The sequence below is a fragment of the Rhizobium aouanii genome (genome assembly GCF_037002925.1).
Lineage (GTDB): Bacteria > Pseudomonadota > Alphaproteobacteria > Rhizobiales > Rhizobiaceae > Rhizobium > Rhizobium aouanii.
Genome location: NZ_JBAMYD010000005.1, coordinates 142,368 through 158,846, shown reverse-complemented (window position 1 = coordinate 158,846; position 16,479 = coordinate 142,368). Strand labels below are relative to the sequence as shown.

Sequence of the window (16,479 nt, the reverse complement as noted above, 5' to 3'; positions counted from 1 at the left end):
GATCCTCTGACGCGCCAAATCATGCATTCGGCAGTTTGTACAGGATGACCTTCGTATCCTGAATCGTCGAAAATCACCGCGTAAGCCGGCGTGATCCGTCATTTTTGGTGCGGGCCCTGCCCTCGCTTTCGAAAATCGAAATATTCCCTTCACTGCGACTTGCGCCGACTGCGCCCCGTAGTTGCAAAAGGTGCTTGTTTCAGCATCCAAAATTCTAAAATTTGCAGCGAAGAAGCCGGGTGCCACGCTTTTCATTTTGTTGGGTAAACTTTCATTTGTTTACGAAAGTAAAGAAAAAATGCGTCACAAGCAATACAAATGCTGCAGAAAAACGCTGATGATGTCAATCAATTTTATGATTTTTTATCAATGATTTACCGCACGATGCACCGTGAATGCCGGCCTCCTATCTTTTCCTGATCGCAGTTCTTCATTGACAGATAGGGGCTTCAGGGAACCTACTTTGCCTACGATCTTGAGGAGGATCGATTAACTGACAATCTTTGGGAGGCACAGATGAATATCAGAAAATTCGGCGTGACGATGCGGGCTGCCGTGGCGGTATGGGCGCTCTGCGCCACATCGGCGTTTGCCGACACCACCATCGAGTTCATTCAATGGTGGGAACCCGAAATGCCGTCGGGCGCTCTGCGCGGCATCATGAACGATTTCGAAGCCAAAAATCCCGGCATCAAGGTGACGCTGGTCAGCGGTCCCTATGCCACAACGCGTGACCAGATCGTCGTCGGCGCAGCTTCGGGGACGCTCAGCGACGTGGTGGGCCTGGATGGCGCCTGGGTAAACGGGCTCTCCAAGCAGGGCGCGATCGCCTCCATGGACGAACTGATGGAGAAGGCGAAATACGACAAGAGCCAGATCACCGACATCGTCAAGATCGATGGCAAGAGCGTGATGTTCCCGCTGGCATCCTTCGTCTACCCCGTCTTCGTGAACCTGGATATCGCCAAGGCCGCCGGCGTCGACAAGCTGCCGACCACCCGCACGGAATTTACCGATGCCGCGAAGAAAATGACCGACGCCTCGAAGAACCAGTACGGCTGGGTGCTGCCGCTATCGCTGCAGTCTCCGAGCGGAATCCAGAACGACGTCATGTCCTGGGTCTGGGCCTCCGGCGCCTCGATGATGAAGGACGGCAAGCCTGACCTCGAAAATGACGCCGTCGTCGGCACGCTCGACTATATCGCTTCCCTCAACAAGGAAGGCGTTATTTCTCCCGGCATTTTTGCCAAGAAGGAACAGGACAAGGTCGAGGAATTCGTCAATGGCCGCGTCGGCATGATGGTGGATTCCCTCGCCCATGTGAACCTCATCCGCGAGCGCAATCCGAAGCTCAATTTCGGCATCTCCGCTTTGCCCGCCACTGACGGCTACACCGGCAAGCGCGGCATGCCCTATGCCTCCTGGGGCATCGGCATCAGCGAAGGCAGCCAGCACAAGGAAGAAGCCTGGAAGCTCGTCGAATACCTGATGAGCCCTGACGTCAACGGCCGTCTCGTCTCGATTGCCAACGCCTTCCCCGGCAACGTTCATGCCAAGCCGGACTTCGTGGCCTCGGACCCGATCTTCGCGGAAGCCTTCAAAATCTTCCAGAGCGGTTATCCTGCCAACGAATTCGTCGGCCTTCCGGTTGCCGAAGAGCTGATGCGCGACATGAACGTCGAAGTTCAAAAGATGTTCGACGGCGGGCAGTCAGCCAAGGAGGCAGCTGCCAATACCGAGAAGGCTTGGCTGGCGAAGTTCTAAGCACGTCGCTTTCACGGATCACCGGCAGCGCAACCAGGCGCTGCCGGTGCACGTCGTCAAATTTCGGCAGAATAGAAAGTCACAGCTCATGAACCACTCGGCTACGGCTCTGGTCGCTGCGCAAGCCAAAGCGCGAAGAAAAGGATGGCTTCGTTACAGCACCTTGAGGAAGCTGGTGCCCTATTTCTACGTTTCGCCGGCGACCCTGCTGCTTGTCCTGCTGATGCTGTTTCCCATGGTGATGGTCTTCAAATATTCACTGATGGACGGCGCCATCATGAAAAAGGACGCTGCCTTCGCAGGCGTCCAGAATTATATGACCATCTTCGACAATCCGGTCTTCTGGCAGTCGGTCGTGCAGACGCTTTATTTCACGATCATGAGCGTCATCTTCCACTTCATCATCGGCCTGGCCTTCGCGCTACTGTTGAACACCAACCGCGTCGATCCGCTCATTCGCAGCATCCTGCGTGTGCTCTTCATCCTCCCCTGGCTGTTCACGGCCGTCATCATCGCCATCATCTGGCGCCTGCTGCTCGACCCGAACGGCGTCGTCAACAGCGTGCTGATGGCGCTCCATATCATCAACTTCAAGGTCGAGTGGTTCTCCTCGACGCGCACCGCCATCCACGCTTTGACCTTCGCAAACATCTGGGCAGGCTATCCGCTCTACATGGTCAGTCTGCTCGCCGGCCTCCAGGGTATTTCGAAGGAGCTTTACGAGGCAGCCGGTATCGATGGCGCGAACGAAATCCAAAAGTTCTGGTACATCACCATTCCGCAGCTGATGCCGATCATCATCAGCATCGCGCTCCTCGATTTCATCTGGACGATGCAGGTTTTTCCACTCGTTTGGATGACGACGGGCGGCGGCCCGATCTATTCGACGGAAGTGCTCTCCACCTTCACCTACAAACTCGCCTTCTCCCAATACGAATTCTCGCTGGCTTCGGCGAGCGCAATGATCATCCTCATCATCTCGATGAGCGTCACCTACTTCTACATCAAACACCAGCAGCGCAGGTGATCCATGGCAAAGCGTTCCTTCAAGAGTTCGGTATTGCCGACCATCCTGACCTATCTCGGCCTGGCGATCGGCCTGGTCTTTTCGGCCTTCCCGATCGTGTGGATGTTTTTCAGTTCGCTGAAATCGAATACGGAAATCTTCGCGCTTCCGCCGCGGCTGTTGCCGGATGATTTTACGGTAGCCGCCTACCTGACGATTTTCAACGATCCGGTGAAAGTGCGGTTCTTCATCAACAGCTACTTCGTTGCCGGCGTCGTCACCGCTTTGACCCTCGTCGTCGCGATCGTGACCGCCTACGGCTTCAGCCGCTATCAGTTCCGGTTCAAGAACACCTTGAACATCTTCATCATCAGCACCCAGACCGTCCCGCCGATCACCCTTCTCATCCCCTATTTCGGAATGGTGGTCGCCTTCAGGATCTTCGATACCTATCTGGCGCTGATCCTCACCTACATGGTCTTCACGCTGCCTTATGCCATCCTACTGATGACAGGTTACCTCAACACCCTGCCGAAAGAGCTGGACGAGGCCGTCCTGGTCGACGGCGGCTCGAGCTGGACGGCGCTCTGGCGCGTCATCGTTCCGGTCTCCATCCCCGGGATCGTCGCCACCGCGGTCTACACCTTCCTGCTGGCCTGGAACGAATTCCTCTTTGCGCTGACGCTGACGAAATCGATGGACCTTAGAACCGTGCCGATCGGCATCCAGCTTCTGATGGGCCAGCACGCCTTCGAATGGAACGAGATGATGGCGATGAGCGTGCTTGGTTCCCTTCCCCTTCTGGTCCTTTACCTGGTTGCTCAACGCTATTTCATGGCAGGCATGACCGCCGGCTCGGTCAAAAGCTGATGGGAGTGCTGATCGCGGTTTCGAAACTCATAGCGGGAACAGAGCGCTGCGGCTAACGTCGACGTTCCAATCCCGCAGAGCATCTCCGACCTCGGTTCTGGTGGGCGCGCCGGTACGACCGCCGAACACTTGGCATTTGAGCGCCGCTGCGATGGATGACACGCGCATCGTCTCTTCGATCGGCAAGCCTTCTGCGATAGCCAGCGCGAAAGCGCCATGGAAGATATCGCCCGCCGCGAGCGTATCGACCGCCCTCACCTTCGGAGCGGTAAGATGGACGATTTCGCCGGTTCGGTCATCGAACCAGAAAGAGCCCTTTTCGCCAGCGGTGACGCTGATGAAGGCATGCTCGAACTTTCGCTTCAGAATGCCTACGACCTTCACCAACTCGGCCGTTCCGGCAAGCCGCTCGGCCGCCGGCTGCGAGAAGACGATGTGGCTCGCAACCGGTGCAAGCATCTCGATTACGCCATCGCCTGCGACATCGCCATCGAGAATGGCCGGTTTGCCCGCCTCTCGGGCCGCAGACAGCGTCCGCAACGCAAGCTTCGGCCACCGGACGTCGACCAGCACCGCATCGAAAGAAGAAACGTCCTCTCTTGTGACCGGCTTGACCGTCTCATGCAGGCCCGCGTCGTAAAAAGGCACAATCAGGCGCTCGCCGTGATCATCGACGAGAATGGTCGAGACGGCCGAGCGGGCGCCGTCCACGCGCAGCATGCCGCTGGTGTCTATGCCGCTGTTGCCGAGGTCGGCAATGATGCGTTCGCCGGTGGCATCGTTGCCGACAGCGCCCCAGAGGCTGGCGTTGCCGCCCAGCCGGGCGACCGCAAAAGCGGCGCTCGACGCCATGCCCTCGGCGATCTGCAGCATGTCGTAGGGCAGAATTTTGCCCTGGCCGGTGGGCAGCGAGCGGACCCGAAACAGGGTATCCATAACTGCCGCGCCGACACAAAGAACGCGGCGCGCCGGACCGGGAGGCGGTTCGAAGGCAGAAGAAGTCGTCAAAACCGTTGTCTCACCCGCTTACTTGACGGCTCCGGCCGTCAGACCGGCCACGATCTGCCGTTGCGCAAACACCGTCAAGATCAGCACGGGCAAGGTGACGATCAATGCGGCTGCGGCGAGCGGACCCCAACTGACCTGTTCGAAAGACAGCATGTTATAGACCGCGACAGGAAGCGTGCGCGTCTCGCGGCTGGCGAGCACGATGCCGAAGACGAAGTTGTTCCAGGAAAAGATGACCGACAGGATGAAGGCGACAACGATGCCCGGCCTGGCGATCGGCAAGGCGACCAGGCGGAAAACCTGCCAGGGTGTTGCGCCATCGATGCTTGCAGCCTCTTCCAGCTCCATCGGCGTCGTCTCGAAATAACCGATCATGATCCACACGACGATAGGCACGGTGACGACGAGATGGATGATGATCTGCGGCAGGAGCGTGCCGAGCAGGTTCAGCCACTGAAACAGCAGGAAAAGCGGGATCAGGAAGGAAAGGCCGGGCGTCATGCGCGCGATCATGATGACCATCGCGGACTTCTCGGCCTTTAGCCGCGCGATGCCATATCCGGCTGGCACGCCGATCAACAGCGCCAGAAGCGTGGCCGCACCCGTCACCAGCACCGAATTCCAGAGATAGAGGAAGAAGTTGTTCTCCTGGAAGACCTTCAGATAGTTCGACCAGGCGAAGCGTTCCGGAATGAAGATCGGCGGATAGGCGCCGTTGTCGATCTCATATTTCAGCGACAGCGAGATCATCCAGAGGAAGAACAGGACGACCGGCGAGATCATCACCAGGGCAACAAACAGCAGTCCGATGCGATCGAGCGTCTTGCGTTTCATCAGCGTGCCTCCCCGTCGGACCAGTTCACGCGCTGCCGGAGCATCATAAGGACGAAAGAGAGCAGGACGATGAGGATGAAGAAGACAACCGCCATGGACGAGCCATAGCCGATATCGTAGTAGGCGAAAGCGGTGTTGTAGAGATAGATGTTGATCGTCTCAGACGCCGTACCCGGGCCGCCCTGGGTCATGGCATAGATGATGTCGAAACTTTTCACCGCATCGATGCTGCGGATGATCACGGCAATCATCAGGAACGGTGCGATCATCGGCAGTGTCAGATAGCGGAATTTCTGCCAGACATTGGCTCCGTCGATTTCAGCACTTTCATAGGGCTCACGCGGAACCGCCGCCAGACCGCCGAGCACGATCAGCATGATAAGCGGCGTCCACTGCCAGGTCTCGACCAGTACCAGCGACGGGATGACGCTGCTCTGATTATAGATCCACTCCTGCGGGCCGATGCCGATGAAAGAGAGGAGATAGTTGAGCACGCCGAGCTGCGGATGGTACATCATCGTCCAGACCAGCGCGATGGCGACGGGTGTGGCCATCATCGGCATCACGAATATGCCGCGGATAAGTCCGCGCAACGGAAATTGAGCATCGAAGATCAGCGCTGCGAGCGTCCCTAGAAAAAGGGGGACCACCACGGAAAGCGTCGTATAGAGCACCGTATGCCATAGCGAGTCCCAGAAGCGCATGTCCACGACCAGCCGGGCATAATTGTCCAATCCCGCAAACACCTGGGACTGGCCAAGCGTCCAGCTGTTGACGCTCATCCAAAGCGTAAACACCCATGGAAAAACGATGACGGCCGCAATGACGATGAGCGCCGGGATAACGAAAGGCCAGTAGTTAGGAGCAAACCGATCCGGCTTGCTCCTTCCTTTCGACGTCTTGGCCACTGCGGCCGTTTCGATGCTAGTCGAGGCCATTATCCCTCGCTTTTCGCCAGGACGGGTTCGAACTGTGCCGTCGCTGCCTTCAGCTCGGTTTCGGGATCGGCGCCGCCGATCATGTTGGTGAGACCGACACCATAGACATCGCGGAACTCGGTGACCGGAATGATGACCGGCAGCGCGAGCTGCGAGATCTTGCCGGAACCGACGACGGCATCAAGCCAGGCGCCCGGCATCTTGACGCCTTCGCGGACCTTCGCATCCTCGAGGACGGACTGGCGGAAAGGAACGCCGGCGCCGGCCTGCAGCAGACGTGCGCCCATTTCATGCGAAATCGCCCATTGGCAGAAGAGGTACCCGGCTTCTTTCTTCTGGCTTGCCGCGACGACGCCAAGGCCGTCGCCAAAGGTGCCTGCGGCTTGTGCCTTCGGACCTTTCGGCATGATGCCGTAACCGACTTGGCCGACGACGCGCGACTTTTCCGGATTCTCGATCGGCGGTGCAAAACCGACGCCGTCCAGCCACATGCCGATCTTGCCCTGCAGGAAGGCCGACTGCGCCTCGGCCCAGTTGAAGCCGGAGACGCCGGGAGGGGCGGTCTTGGTCATCAGTCTTTGATAGAGCTTGGCTGCATCGATCGCTTCTTGCGATGTCGTGCGCAGCTTGCCATCCGGACCGAGCGGGCTCGAACCATACCCAAGCAGCAGCGACGTCCAGACCGGCGTATTGGCGTTCTTCAGGCCGCGGGCGACGAAACCGTAGGTGTTGGTGGAAGGATCGGTGAGCGCCTCCGCAGCACTGGCGAGTTCTTCGAACGTCGTCGGGTAGGCGAGCCCCTTCTTCTCGAACAGCGTCTTGTTCCAGTAGATGATCCAGTAATCGACCGAGAATGGAAGCGAACGCAGAACGCCGTCCGGATCTCTGGCAAAAGTCAGGCCGGCTTCGGCGAAGTCGCTTTCAACCAGAGACGGGTCGGTCAGAGAGGGGTCCTTGAGAAAACCGCCGATATCGGCAAGCCAGCCGCCCTTTTCGAACTGCCGCTTCTGGACGTGGTAGCTCATGTGCACGACATCGAAGCTGGGCTTGCCGGAGCTCAGCTCGATGGTCGTTTTCTGACGCTGCTGTTGTTCGGGCGTCGCTTCGGCATTGACCTTGATGCCGGTGAGCTCCTCGAATTCGGACAAGTACTTCAGAAGTATTTCGCTGCGCGGGCTCTTGACCAGGTTGACTTCAAGCGTCGTGCCGGCAAAGCGCTTCCAATCAACGGCAGCCGATGCCAACCGGACGCCGAGCATGCTGCTGGCGCCAAAAGCGGCCGTACCCGCCAGAAAGCCGCGTCTCGTCGGGTTCAAAAACGATGACATGTGATTCCTCCTCCTTTTGCCGGCGATCTCCTCACCCCCGGCTGTTTATTTCCGATTATATCCTGAGCGCACGATCTCTTGCATGATTGATATGTGCGACAAGGCTGTTGACGGCGTCCGCCGCCGATCGTCGTTCGATCGCCTCGAGCACCTTCAGGTGCTCAACCATGACAGGTCCGACGTGACCATCGATTCGAAAACGGTCCTGACTGATCAGGCGCATCTTGATCGAGTTCACCCGGTAGGCGTTCGAGATGATCGTATTTCCCAAAGCATCAATAAAAGCATCGTGCATGCCCCAATCGACAGCCTGCGCGTGCACTTCCAGTTCGTGCGATCCATCGCCGTTTCGAATGGCGTCGGCAATATCCCGATGCTGCTTCAGGAGCCCAGCGACCGTCTCGTCAGACGCAGAGCGGGTGAAAAGCGCGACCGCTTCCTTCTCCAGGAAGACGCGCAGCTGGAACGCCTCGCGAATGAGGTTCAGATCAATATGAGCGATCTGCAACCCCCGTTGGGGCACCGTCTTGATCAGACCTTCGGCTTCGAGCCTCGGGATGAGTTCGCGGATGGCGCCAAGCGTCAGCCCCGTCAACTCGACGAGGCGACGCTGCGAAACGAACTGGCCGGGGCGCACGTCACGCGCAAGAAGGTGGCGTGTGAAGCTCTCATACGCCTTTTCCCGCAGTGTCGGCTGCTCGTCCGTTCCGTCCATCGCCTCCCCCAGAAACATCTCCGACCTATGCCGCTTTCGAGCGGAAAAGAGTGTCGAACGCAAGAGCGAGTTGCGCCTGCCCTTCGCCGGATATTGAGACGAGTGGTGGTCGAACCGCAAGCCAGATTTCATCCGACGTCAGGTGAGCGACCATCGCTTTCACGGCGGCGGTCACCGGAAATTTCAGCAGTTCGTCCACGAAATTCTCGACGCGAGGATCGTCCATGCCTTCCTCCGCCATCAGCTTGACTTCGCGAGGTACGAAATTCGCCATGCCGGAGATCGCACCCTCGCCGCCAAGCCGCACGCCCTTCGCCAGGTGACGTTCGTCCCCCACCAGGATGACGAGATCGCCATGCGCCTTCAGTAGCGTTTCGGTAAAAGGCCAATCGCCGGAGGAATCCTTGACGCCCGTTACCACGTTGGGAAAGGCGGTCCGCAGGCGGCCGATCAGCGAAACAGTCAGCGGAACCATGGTGACCGAGGGAATGTTGTAAACGATAATGTCTCGCGCCTTGTCGCCCAGGATGGCGAAGACAGCCGAGAACCACTGGAAGACGCCATCGTCACTGACGTTCTTGAAGTAGGAAGGAGGAGCAAGAAGGATATTGCGGGCTCCCTTGGAAAGCGCATGGCCAGCCTGCATCGCCGCATCCTCGGCCGCGTCGACCAGCACACCGACGATGATCTGATTTGCGGCTATCCCACTATCGAGCAAGGAAGCGAGCACACGCTCACGTTCCTGCGTGCCGATGGAAGAACCTTCACCCGTCGTCCCGAACAGCGTCACACTCGAGCACCCCGCAGCGAGGCTTCGGCGTGCCTGCTCGATCATCGCCTCGATCGCGATATCGCCATTGCTGTCGAACGGTGTGGCGAGAGCGACCGAGAGCCCGAATTTCTGTGTCAAATATGCTTCCTCCCAATTCCGCGTCAGCTGTAGCAGGCTAACATGTTAGCTGTAAAGAGGTGATTGCACACTGCCTCGTTACACGATTGTCGCGGCCATAGCTTGCTAACGATCAACTGGCATGCCTCGCCGTCGGCCCGTTCGCCCGCACGAGCGCCATCAGCATCGGGCCGATCGCAAATTCGCCCCTCTCGGTCCTTCGAGTCAGATCTCTGAGATAACCGCCGGGCGAGTTGATGTGCCCTCCCCTTTCCAGGATGCAGGCGATCACGGTTGCGGCGTTTTCCGGCCCCATGCCCGAGCAGGCTTCCTCATAGGCCGAGGGACTGACGCCGAGCATCGACCGCACGACGACGGCGGCCGACATCAGGTCTCGCCAATTGCCGATGCTTCCGCCAGGCCCGTAATCGAGAATACTGGGGCAGGCCTGGAGGACGAGGCCGAGCGGGAAGGATTTCAGGCTTGGTCCGGCGCCCGGATCGGCCGCGCCCCCCGCCCTGTTGCTCATCCCGCCGGAAGGCTTTTGCTGTTTCAATCTTCGTTCGTCCGACGGCCCGGCGTTCGGGTCGTTATCGGCCGCTGCCTTTTCGCCCTGCTTCGTTTCGAAGCTTGGTTCAAGTTCATAAATGGAGTCGGGATTTGAATTCTGTTTGTGATGCTCAATTTGAGACTCATTGGCGTCTATTTTTTGTGTTTTTAGCCGTCTTTCCAGCATGTTGATGATCTCGGCGCGCAGCAGCCCCATCTCGTCGAGCAGCGGTGCCAGGTGTTCAGCAGTCGCCACGCGTGGAATTCGCGCAAGAAGCGCTCGAAACATCACCGAAATGCCTTCCCAATTACCGGAAACCCCTTCTTCGAGGGCCGTTGCAATCAGCTTGGAGATGTCGCGTCGGCACACCGTCAGGCGTTCCCTGGTCACCCGTAGCAACTCCCGGTCGGCAACCGCCTGGGCGGCCAGGCTTTCGATTTCGACAGCACGAGCCAGAAGCGGTGCGACGCTGAAGCCGAAGGCCTCGCCGATGGCCCCTGCCCTGTCGCGGCGCGCATAGCGCTTTCCATTCGGGCTGTCCTTGCGCAGGATCAGGCCTGCCTCGACCAGAACGGCAAGATGCCGCCTGAGGGTGGCTGGGGTCATGCCGCGAGCGCGCAACGAAAGCTGCGCATTCGACGGGAAGACGATCAGTCCCTTTTCCTCGGAGATTTCGTCGTCAGGGTAGAAGGTCAAAAGCGCGTCGAGCACCGTCAGCGCCCGATCGGTGACGCCAAGCGCCGGCCGTGCTTCGCAGATCGCCCTGAACAGCTTCCATTTGCTGCGTTTCATCCCCGGCTCGATGGTCTCGGCCAGTTGCTGGCTTGCCAGCATGCCAAGCGACATCGGCCGCCGCCCGAAGGGCGTCGTCACATATCCACTCTCCATTTGCCTTCACCTTCGTTCAGGCAAAAGAAAACCATCCACCAATTTGGTGCCTAAGACGCTTGACTGTGATTCGTGGAAATGCGATTCTCGATGTGCTTAAGATCTGAGAAGGGCTTCCACGACGGCGTCGTTGGGGGCCTTTTTCTTTTGCGCGCTACGCTCCTCTGTCCTTGTTGAACTCCTGGAACAGGCCCTTCAGCCTTTCCTGGACGAATTGATCGAAACCGGGCGCGGTCTTGCCGTCGAAGACGAAGGTCGCACCGGACGCCGTCTTCTTGATCATGACAGGCACGCCACCAACCTGGGTTTTGGCCACCGCCGGCTTCGGCGCAGACGTCTTCTTCGTTGCCAGAACGAGTGCCCGGTGAAACCGCTCGTCGCTCGAAATTTTGCGCGCGTCGTCCGCGGACAACTCCGCGATGATCTTTTCGACGTCGGCTTTCTCAAGCCGCTCGCCCAGTTCCAACCATCGCCGGCGGCCGATATCAGGTGCTGCACCTATCGCGTTGACGAGATCAAGCGGGACCTGTCGTATGACGATCAGCATTCTCGACAACGCCGCCTTGTCCACGCCGAGAGCCGCCATGATGACATCGCGGCCAAAGCTGCGTTCCTCGAGCCGCGATGCGAAGAGCGCGCGCTCGATGTAGGAGAGATTGGTTCGAGCGCTGTTTTCCTGTCCCTGGCTGACGACCAGTTGACCGTCGGTGAGATCGCGAACGACCGCGCGCACCCTGATGCCGATTTCTCTGGCGGCAGCCAGACGACGATGGCCGTAGGCGACTTGGTAGCGTCCCCTCGTTTCGGGATGTGGGCGGACAAGGATCGGAACCTGCTGCCCATGCTCGCGGATCTGCTCGACAAGCTGCGCGAGTTCGGCCGCATCGATTGCCAATCGGTCGCTGACGAAGGAAGCGTCGATCAGGCCGGGATCGAGCTCGATGATGGTCTGCCCGGTGGCAAGCTGCCGTTCCAGTTCACTCGCCCGCTCCATTTTCTCGGTAATGTTGCCAAGCGTCTTGGTAATGCCGCCGACCGGCGCGGCACTGCGCTCCTGCGGCACGAATCCGGCGATGGGGCGATTGTCGCGCGGCGCGACCGCATCCGCCCTTGCCGGGTTCGGAGCGGAAATTTCGATGAGGTTTTTGCGCGCCATCTATCTATTTCCTCCCCCAGGTCGAGCGAATGTGCGCCTCGATCTCGCCGTTCACGAGGTTGAGCGACTCCAGTGCCCGATCGTAGGTTCCGCGTGTGAACTGCGACCGCTCGACCTCGTAGAGTGTCTGTTTGGTGACGCCGGCGTCGGCGACCGCCGTCGACTTCACCATGGCGTTGTGGAGCATTCGATTGCCGAAGATCGCCCGCATGAAGCCGGTCATCTGGCTTTGCGGTCCGTCGTTCGGCTCGAACCGCGTCACGAGATAGCGCATCCAGTCATAACTGGTGCGCCCGCCGGCCTTTTCCACGACGGACATCAGCTCACTCGTCATCGTCAGAAACTGCGACATCGACATCACATCCAGCATCTGCGGGTGGACCGTGATCAAGACCGAGGTGGCCGCGCAGAGCGCCGACATCGTCAGGAACCCCAGCTGCGGCGGGCAGTCGATAACCACGACATCGTAAAGGCTTTCAATCTCCGTCAGGACTTCGCCGATGCGGGCAAAGAACATCGTCTCCGCCGTACCCGACGCCATCGCCTTTGGGGTCTCGTGCTCGAATTCCATGAGCTCGAGATTGCCTGGAATGAGATGCAGATTGGGCGTGTAGGTGGCGCGCACGATGTCGGCGATGGGGCGCGGCTCCTCATATCGGATCGCACCGTAGATCGTTTCGCCCTCTCCGACGTCGAACTCCGGCTGATGGCCGAACAAGGCGGACAACGAGGCCTGCGGATCGAGGTCGACGGCGAGCACGCGGTAGCCCCTGAGCGCCATGAACTGCGCCAGATGGGCCGCAGTGGTGGTCTTGCCCGAGCCACCCTTGAAATTCATGACGGAGATGATCTGGAGTTTTTCGCCCGGCCGGCGGGCCGGCACATATTTCGGCGTTCCGTTTCGCTCGTCGAGGACCCGGCGAATCCGGTCCATGTCCGTCGCACTGTAAAGCCGCCGTCCGTTTGCGAGGGGATCGGGCCCATGGCCGTCGGCGGCCACCTGGCGGAGATAACCTTCGCCGATGCCGATGAAGGCCGCAGCTTCCGCCGGCGAAAATGTTCTGATGGTCTTTTGCGAGAGCGGGGGAAAGATTTTTGCCTGATGCTGCTGAAGTTGATAGGATAACTCCTTCGCATCTGTTGCCAGAAGCGATGGGAGGTGCTCTTGATCGTCTTGAAGAGCAAGACTCGGCTGCATGATCTTTTTCCCAGGTAACTGCGCAATTTTGAACGAAAGCGCTTCAGTTGCGCAGTTACTATATGCCTCGATTCGTTACCAATTTACAAATGCTTAACCAAACCGCCCATTTCAGCCCGCCAAGACGGCTGGCGACATGAGCCAGATTTCAAGTGATTCGCGCATTGCCGATGACTCGAAGTGACCGATAACTACGGTGGCTTTGCAACCAACCGGGAGGTCAATCATGTCGCCTTATAAGCCATATTTATCAAAAGCTTGGGCGCTACATCTCTATTTCCCATCGTCCTTTAGGTAGTTGTTGCCGTTGATCACCAGAAGCCCGTCGGAACCTTTGTCGGGTTCGAATATGCTCATGGTTTCGGTCCTACCGCTGGCGTCGGTCAGATCGAGGCGATAACCGGAAAGCTTGTAGCGTCCGCTTGCGCCCGGCCGGTTGCTTGACGTGGTGACGCCCGATTGCGATCCGCCGATTTCGTTCGTCATCGAGGCGCCGGACCAGCCCGTGCGTTCGAAGGTACCATTTCGATGAAGCGTCAGCGTATGGCTGGACGCCACCGATCCCGATGAGGTCGCGGTCATGCCGCTCGAGGCGAAGGTGGATACCCATTCGCCGTCGAGCGTCGTGCCCTCATCAAACGGCGGCACGGCGCGGTGGTCTGCGTCGGCAATCACCAGGTCTTCGCCCTTTTTCGAGAACGGCTTCGTCTCGATCTCGATCGTGCCGTAGGCAGAGGTGACGCTGCGCATTTCGATCGACGACCCGGCGGATGAGAAGAAACCGCCGCCGGCAAGCTTGTAAAGGCCGCAATCGGTCGGGGTGTCCCTGCAATGTTCGGCAATGCTCCTGCCGCCCTTCGGCAACTCCGTGCTGAACAGGCCATTCGGATCGAACATGGTGATCGTGCTGTCCGAATAGAAATCCATGCCGCCGAAGACGTTCGGCCGGAGGCCGGTATCGAGATGGGTGAAGACGCCGTCCAGCCCGCCGTCGTCACTCGCCGGCACGAGATCGAAATCCTTGTCGGAAGGATCAAGCTTCACCGAGCGCACGAGGGTTGCGAAATCGGCCTCGGCGCTGCTGCTTCTGTCACCGTTCACATTCAGCAGCACGAGCTGCAGAAAGGCCTGCCGCTTGTCGCCGGCGATGCCGACGACGATCTGGCTGATGGTCACGTTCTTCTGGTGGACGCAGCAACGTTCTTCCACGCGGATGTCGTAGCCGTTCACCGTGACCCCATAATGCTTGATCAGGATATCTTCCTTTGCCATGTCGGGAAGCGTCGCGACGAAGGTCTTCATGCCGGCCTGCAGGGAATTGCGCGTTGCCGGGAGCGGCTTGGTGATCTGGATCAAAGCACTGCCGCGCTTATCGTCCTCGGTCTCCGGAAAATCCTTCTGCAGCATGAAGAGATTACCCTTGCCGGCTTTCCTCCAGCCGGAAGCGGCATCGGGCAAGGTCACCGTCAGGCCGCCGATATCGCCGGGCGCCGCCAATGCCTGGGAGCAGGACAGGAGGCAGAAAATGACGAGAATGAAGCCCAAGGCCGATTTGTTCCGGCCGATCCGATCGATATGCGCGTTGCCCATGCGCCCTCCCCTCGCGTTTCGACTACCGCCGACGGGATTTGGAGCTGGGCGCGACCATTTCAACCCTGAGCTTCATGAAGGTTTATTGAAGGCTTCGACACGCCGTATCAATGAGCTTAGGAAACAGGCGCTATCAATTTCAATGACGGAAAATAGGTGCGATAGCGGCCGACATCACGGGTCAAAAGCGGCAGCTGTTCTACGGCTGCGTGAGCGCCGATGAAGAAATCGGGAAGCACGCCGGTGCGTGACCCGCCTGCCTTGCGATACTGCGTGAAGACCTTGCCCGCAAGAAACAGGGCGGCCTTCGGCATTGGTCTCATCTCGAGGCCGGCCTCTTCCAGAAAAGTCTCGAGCGCTTCGATCCTGTCGTATCGAACCGCAAGTTCGGCATAGATGACATCATTGATCAGCAGGGAACCTTCGATGCTCGCCGTCTCGAGCTGGGCTATCGACCAACTCGACCATTTCGGGTCATCGGTCGCGAGGTCCAAAAGAACATTGGTGTCGACGAGCGTCACGTTTCGCCACGCGTCAAAGCCATGATGGCGTCGGTACCGAGGCCCTTGCCGGCATGGCCGCGCAGCTTCTCGAAGCGACTGGCCGGCCGCTTATGGTCAGCGCGCGTCAGAACCACACTGCCGTCGGCAGCGCGATGAAAGTCGACCCGGCTGCCGGGAACGATGCCAAGCAAATCCCGGACCCGCTTTGGAATGGTAACCTGCCCTTTTGCGGTAACGGTCGTGGCCATATTGGGCGCCTTTGTAATACTTATCTATTGAATAGTATTACTTGCATTGTAAAATTTCAAGCCCAATGCTTGCTGCAGAAGCCGGTTGCTAAGCGGCCATCGATTGGTAGAGCCAGTCGGAAAGCGTCTGGCGCGCCACGCGCGCACCGGCGGCGGGGATCAGGGCGTCGTCGGTCAATTCGACACCGAAATATGACGTGGATCGATCGGTTATCACCTGGCGTTCGTCTTCGTTCGCGGCGAGATAGATCCGGGCGATTTCATCGATGCCGAACTGCTCCGGGCCGCCGATTTCGACGACATCGCCCAAGGGAGCACCGGCTGCCAGTTCCGCCAGGAATGCGGCGACATCTCCGGCTGCGACCGGCCTCATCAAGGCCGATGGCAACCGCAAGACATTGCCTTCAGCCCCGATGTCGATCAATCCGTTTATGAACTCGTAAAATTGCGTGGAGCGGAGGATTGTGTAGGGTCGACCTGAAGCCCGGATCAGATTTTCCTGCACCATTTTCGCGCGAAAATAGTCGCTCTCCACCAGGCGCGGCGTGCCAACGACCGAGAGTGCGAGATAGTGCCGGATGCCGGCTTGCGCCGCAGCTGCGAGCAAGTTCTTCGTCGACGCCTTGAAGAAATCGAACGCCGAACTGTCGCCGAACGATGCGGCATTGGTCACGTCCACAACGACTTCGGTTCCCGCCATCGCCACATCAAGTCCCTTGCCGGTAACCGTGTCGACGCCAAGCGACAATGATGCGGCCGCGACGTCGTGGCCCGATCGGCGCAACTTCTCGCTGAGCCGCGTTCCGATGAGACCGCTTGCTCCCACCACCGTGACTTTCATATCGGCATCCTCTGTTGCATGTCTTCTGCAATGCCTCACGCGGATCGACAATGACCGGAAAGCCGGACGCCTTCCATCGTGCCTGAGGTCTGGCGCCCTAGCCGTAGGGCATAGCGGAACCAGCCTGAAGTCTAGGATGCGCCATCGGGAAAA

At 59.0% G+C, this 16,479-nt stretch carries 16 protein-coding genes; 3 read left to right on the top strand and 13 right to left on the bottom strand.

Translation table 11 applies throughout. The features are described 5' to 3' along the window. The first annotated feature begins 516 nt into the window (after positions 1–516). The 3 genes from V8P77_RS10785 to V8P77_RS10775 all read left to right on the top strand — a co-directional run bounded on the left by V8P77_RS10785 (position 517) and on the right by V8P77_RS10775 (position 3,640). Positions 517–1,764, top strand: a complete 1,248-nt coding sequence (locus V8P77_RS10785) for an ABC transporter substrate-binding protein (RefSeq protein WP_335912496.1) — start codon at positions 517–519, stop codon at positions 1,762–1,764. Between the two features lie 88 nt (positions 1,765–1,852). Next, the gene (locus V8P77_RS10780) at positions 1,853–2,791 is read left to right on the top strand and encodes a carbohydrate ABC transporter permease (protein ID WP_335912494.1); all 939 of its coding nucleotides are present in this window, start codon (positions 1,853–1,855) and stop codon (positions 2,789–2,791) included. Positions 2,792–2,794: 3 nt separating this feature from the next. Then, positions 2,795–3,640: a carbohydrate ABC transporter permease gene (locus tag V8P77_RS10775; protein ID WP_335912492.1), complete on the top strand. Its 846-nt coding sequence runs from the start codon at positions 2,795–2,797 to the stop codon at positions 3,638–3,640. 27 nt (positions 3,641–3,667) lie between these two features. On the opposite strand, the gene V8P77_RS10770 is transcribed toward V8P77_RS10775, so the two are convergent. The 13 genes from V8P77_RS10770 to V8P77_RS10710 form a co-directional block, all read right to left on the bottom strand. Next, positions 3,668–4,648 carry a sugar kinase gene (locus V8P77_RS10770; RefSeq protein ID WP_335912490.1) on the bottom strand — a complete coding sequence of 327 codons (981 nt, stop codon included), beginning with the start codon at positions 4,646–4,648 and terminating at the stop codon, positions 3,668–3,670. An 18-nt stretch (positions 4,649–4,666) separates the two neighbouring features. Continuing rightward, positions 4,667–5,482 carry a carbohydrate ABC transporter permease gene (locus V8P77_RS10765; RefSeq protein WP_017956614.1) on the bottom strand — a complete coding sequence of 272 codons (816 nt, stop codon included), beginning with the start codon at positions 5,480–5,482 and terminating at the stop codon, positions 4,667–4,669. Beyond that, positions 5,482–6,420, bottom strand: a complete 939-nt coding sequence (locus tag V8P77_RS10760) for a carbohydrate ABC transporter permease (RefSeq protein WP_335912488.1) — start codon at positions 6,418–6,420, stop codon at positions 5,482–5,484. The genes V8P77_RS10765 and V8P77_RS10760 overlap by 1 nt, the downstream gene beginning before the upstream one ends. Continuing rightward, on the bottom strand, positions 6,420–7,748 hold the full coding sequence (locus tag V8P77_RS10755) for an ABC transporter substrate-binding protein (RefSeq protein WP_027664815.1): 1,329 nt from the start codon (positions 7,746–7,748) through the stop codon (positions 6,420–6,422). The genes V8P77_RS10760 and V8P77_RS10755 overlap by 1 nt, the downstream gene beginning before the upstream one ends. Positions 7,749–7,803: 55 nt before the next feature. After that, a complete protein-coding gene (locus tag V8P77_RS10750; protein WP_206106342.1) occupies positions 7,804–8,481 on the bottom strand; it encodes a GntR family transcriptional regulator in 678 nt (225 codons plus the stop codon). 7 nt (positions 8,482–8,488) lie between these two features. Further along, positions 8,489–9,373, bottom strand: a complete 885-nt coding sequence (locus V8P77_RS10745) for a dihydrodipicolinate synthase family protein (RefSeq protein ID WP_335912485.1) — start codon at positions 9,371–9,373, stop codon at positions 8,489–8,491. Between the two features lie 112 nt (positions 9,374–9,485). Next, the gene (gene repC / locus V8P77_RS10740; protein ID WP_335912483.1) at positions 9,486–10,790 is read right to left on the bottom strand and encodes a plasmid replication protein RepC; all 1,305 of its coding nucleotides are present in this window, start codon (positions 10,788–10,790) and stop codon (positions 9,486–9,488) included. Between the two features lie 154 nt (positions 10,791–10,944). Then, positions 10,945–11,946: a plasmid partitioning protein RepB gene (repB, locus tag V8P77_RS10735; protein ID WP_335912482.1), complete on the bottom strand. Its 1,002-nt coding sequence runs from the start codon at positions 11,944–11,946 to the stop codon at positions 10,945–10,947. Between the two features lie 4 nt (positions 11,947–11,950). Then, entirely contained in the window at positions 11,951–13,144 is a 1,194-nt protein-coding gene (repA, locus tag V8P77_RS10730; RefSeq protein ID WP_003550127.1) for a plasmid partitioning protein RepA, read from the bottom strand. A gap of 273 nt (positions 13,145–13,417) precedes the next feature. After that, entirely contained in the window at positions 13,418–14,734 is a 1,317-nt protein-coding gene (locus V8P77_RS10725; RefSeq protein ID WP_335912476.1) for a hypothetical protein, read from the bottom strand. Positions 14,735–14,850: 116 nt separating this feature from the next. After that, a complete protein-coding gene (locus V8P77_RS10720; protein ID WP_335912474.1) occupies positions 14,851–15,255 on the bottom strand; it encodes a type II toxin-antitoxin system VapC family toxin in 405 nt (134 codons plus the stop codon). Further along, a complete protein-coding gene (locus V8P77_RS10715; RefSeq protein WP_027664809.1) occupies positions 15,252–15,485 on the bottom strand; it encodes an AbrB/MazE/SpoVT family DNA-binding domain-containing protein in 234 nt (77 codons plus the stop codon). Before V8P77_RS10715 ends, V8P77_RS10720 begins: the two co-directional genes overlap by 4 nt. Positions 15,486–15,573: 88 nt before the next feature. Beyond that, on the bottom strand, positions 15,574–16,326 hold the full coding sequence (locus V8P77_RS10710) for an SDR family oxidoreductase (RefSeq protein WP_168288713.1): 753 nt from the start codon (positions 16,324–16,326) through the stop codon (positions 15,574–15,576). Positions 16,327–16,479: the final 153 nt, after the last annotated feature.

What these genes read in the sequence shown, in the direction of transcription:
- repB (WP_335912482.1), bottom strand. Translation starts at nt 11,946, where the DNA reads ATGGCGCGCAAAAACCTCATCGAAATTTCCGCTCCGAACCCGGCAAGG.
- V8P77_RS10775 (WP_335912492.1), top strand. Translation starts at nt 2,795, where the DNA reads ATGGCAAAGCGTTCCTTCAAGAGTTCGGTATTGCCGACCATCCTGACC.
- V8P77_RS10755 (WP_027664815.1), bottom strand. Translation starts at nt 7,748, where the DNA reads ATGTCATCGTTTTTGAACCCGACGAGACGCGGCTTTCTGGCGGGTACG.
- V8P77_RS10760 (WP_335912488.1), bottom strand. Translation starts at nt 6,420, where the DNA reads ATGGCCTCGACTAGCATCGAAACGGCCGCAGTGGCCAAGACGTCGAAA.
- V8P77_RS10785 (WP_335912496.1), top strand. Translation starts at nt 517, where the DNA reads ATGAATATCAGAAAATTCGGCGTGACGATGCGGGCTGCCGTGGCGGTA.
- repA (WP_003550127.1), bottom strand. Translation starts at nt 13,144, where the DNA reads ATGCAGCCGAGTCTTGCTCTTCAAGACGATCAAGAGCACCTCCCATCG.
- V8P77_RS10710 (WP_168288713.1), bottom strand. Translation starts at nt 16,326, where the DNA reads ATGAAAGTCACGGTGGTGGGAGCAAGCGGTCTCATCGGAACGCGGCTC.
- V8P77_RS10715 (WP_027664809.1), bottom strand. Translation starts at nt 15,485, where the DNA reads ATGGCCACGACCGTTACCGCAAAAGGGCAGGTTACCATTCCAAAGCGG.
- repC (WP_335912483.1), bottom strand. Translation starts at nt 10,790, where the DNA reads ATGGAGAGTGGATATGTGACGACGCCCTTCGGGCGGCGGCCGATGTCG.
- V8P77_RS10725 (WP_335912476.1), bottom strand. Translation starts at nt 14,734, where the DNA reads ATGGGCAACGCGCATATCGATCGGATCGGCCGGAACAAATCGGCCTTG.
- V8P77_RS10780 (WP_335912494.1), top strand. Translation starts at nt 1,853, where the DNA reads ATGAACCACTCGGCTACGGCTCTGGTCGCTGCGCAAGCCAAAGCGCGA.
- V8P77_RS10750 (WP_206106342.1), bottom strand. Translation starts at nt 8,481, where the DNA reads ATGTTTCTGGGGGAGGCGATGGACGGAACGGACGAGCAGCCGACACTG.
- V8P77_RS10765 (WP_017956614.1), bottom strand. Translation starts at nt 5,482, where the DNA reads ATGAAACGCAAGACGCTCGATCGCATCGGACTGCTGTTTGTTGCCCTG.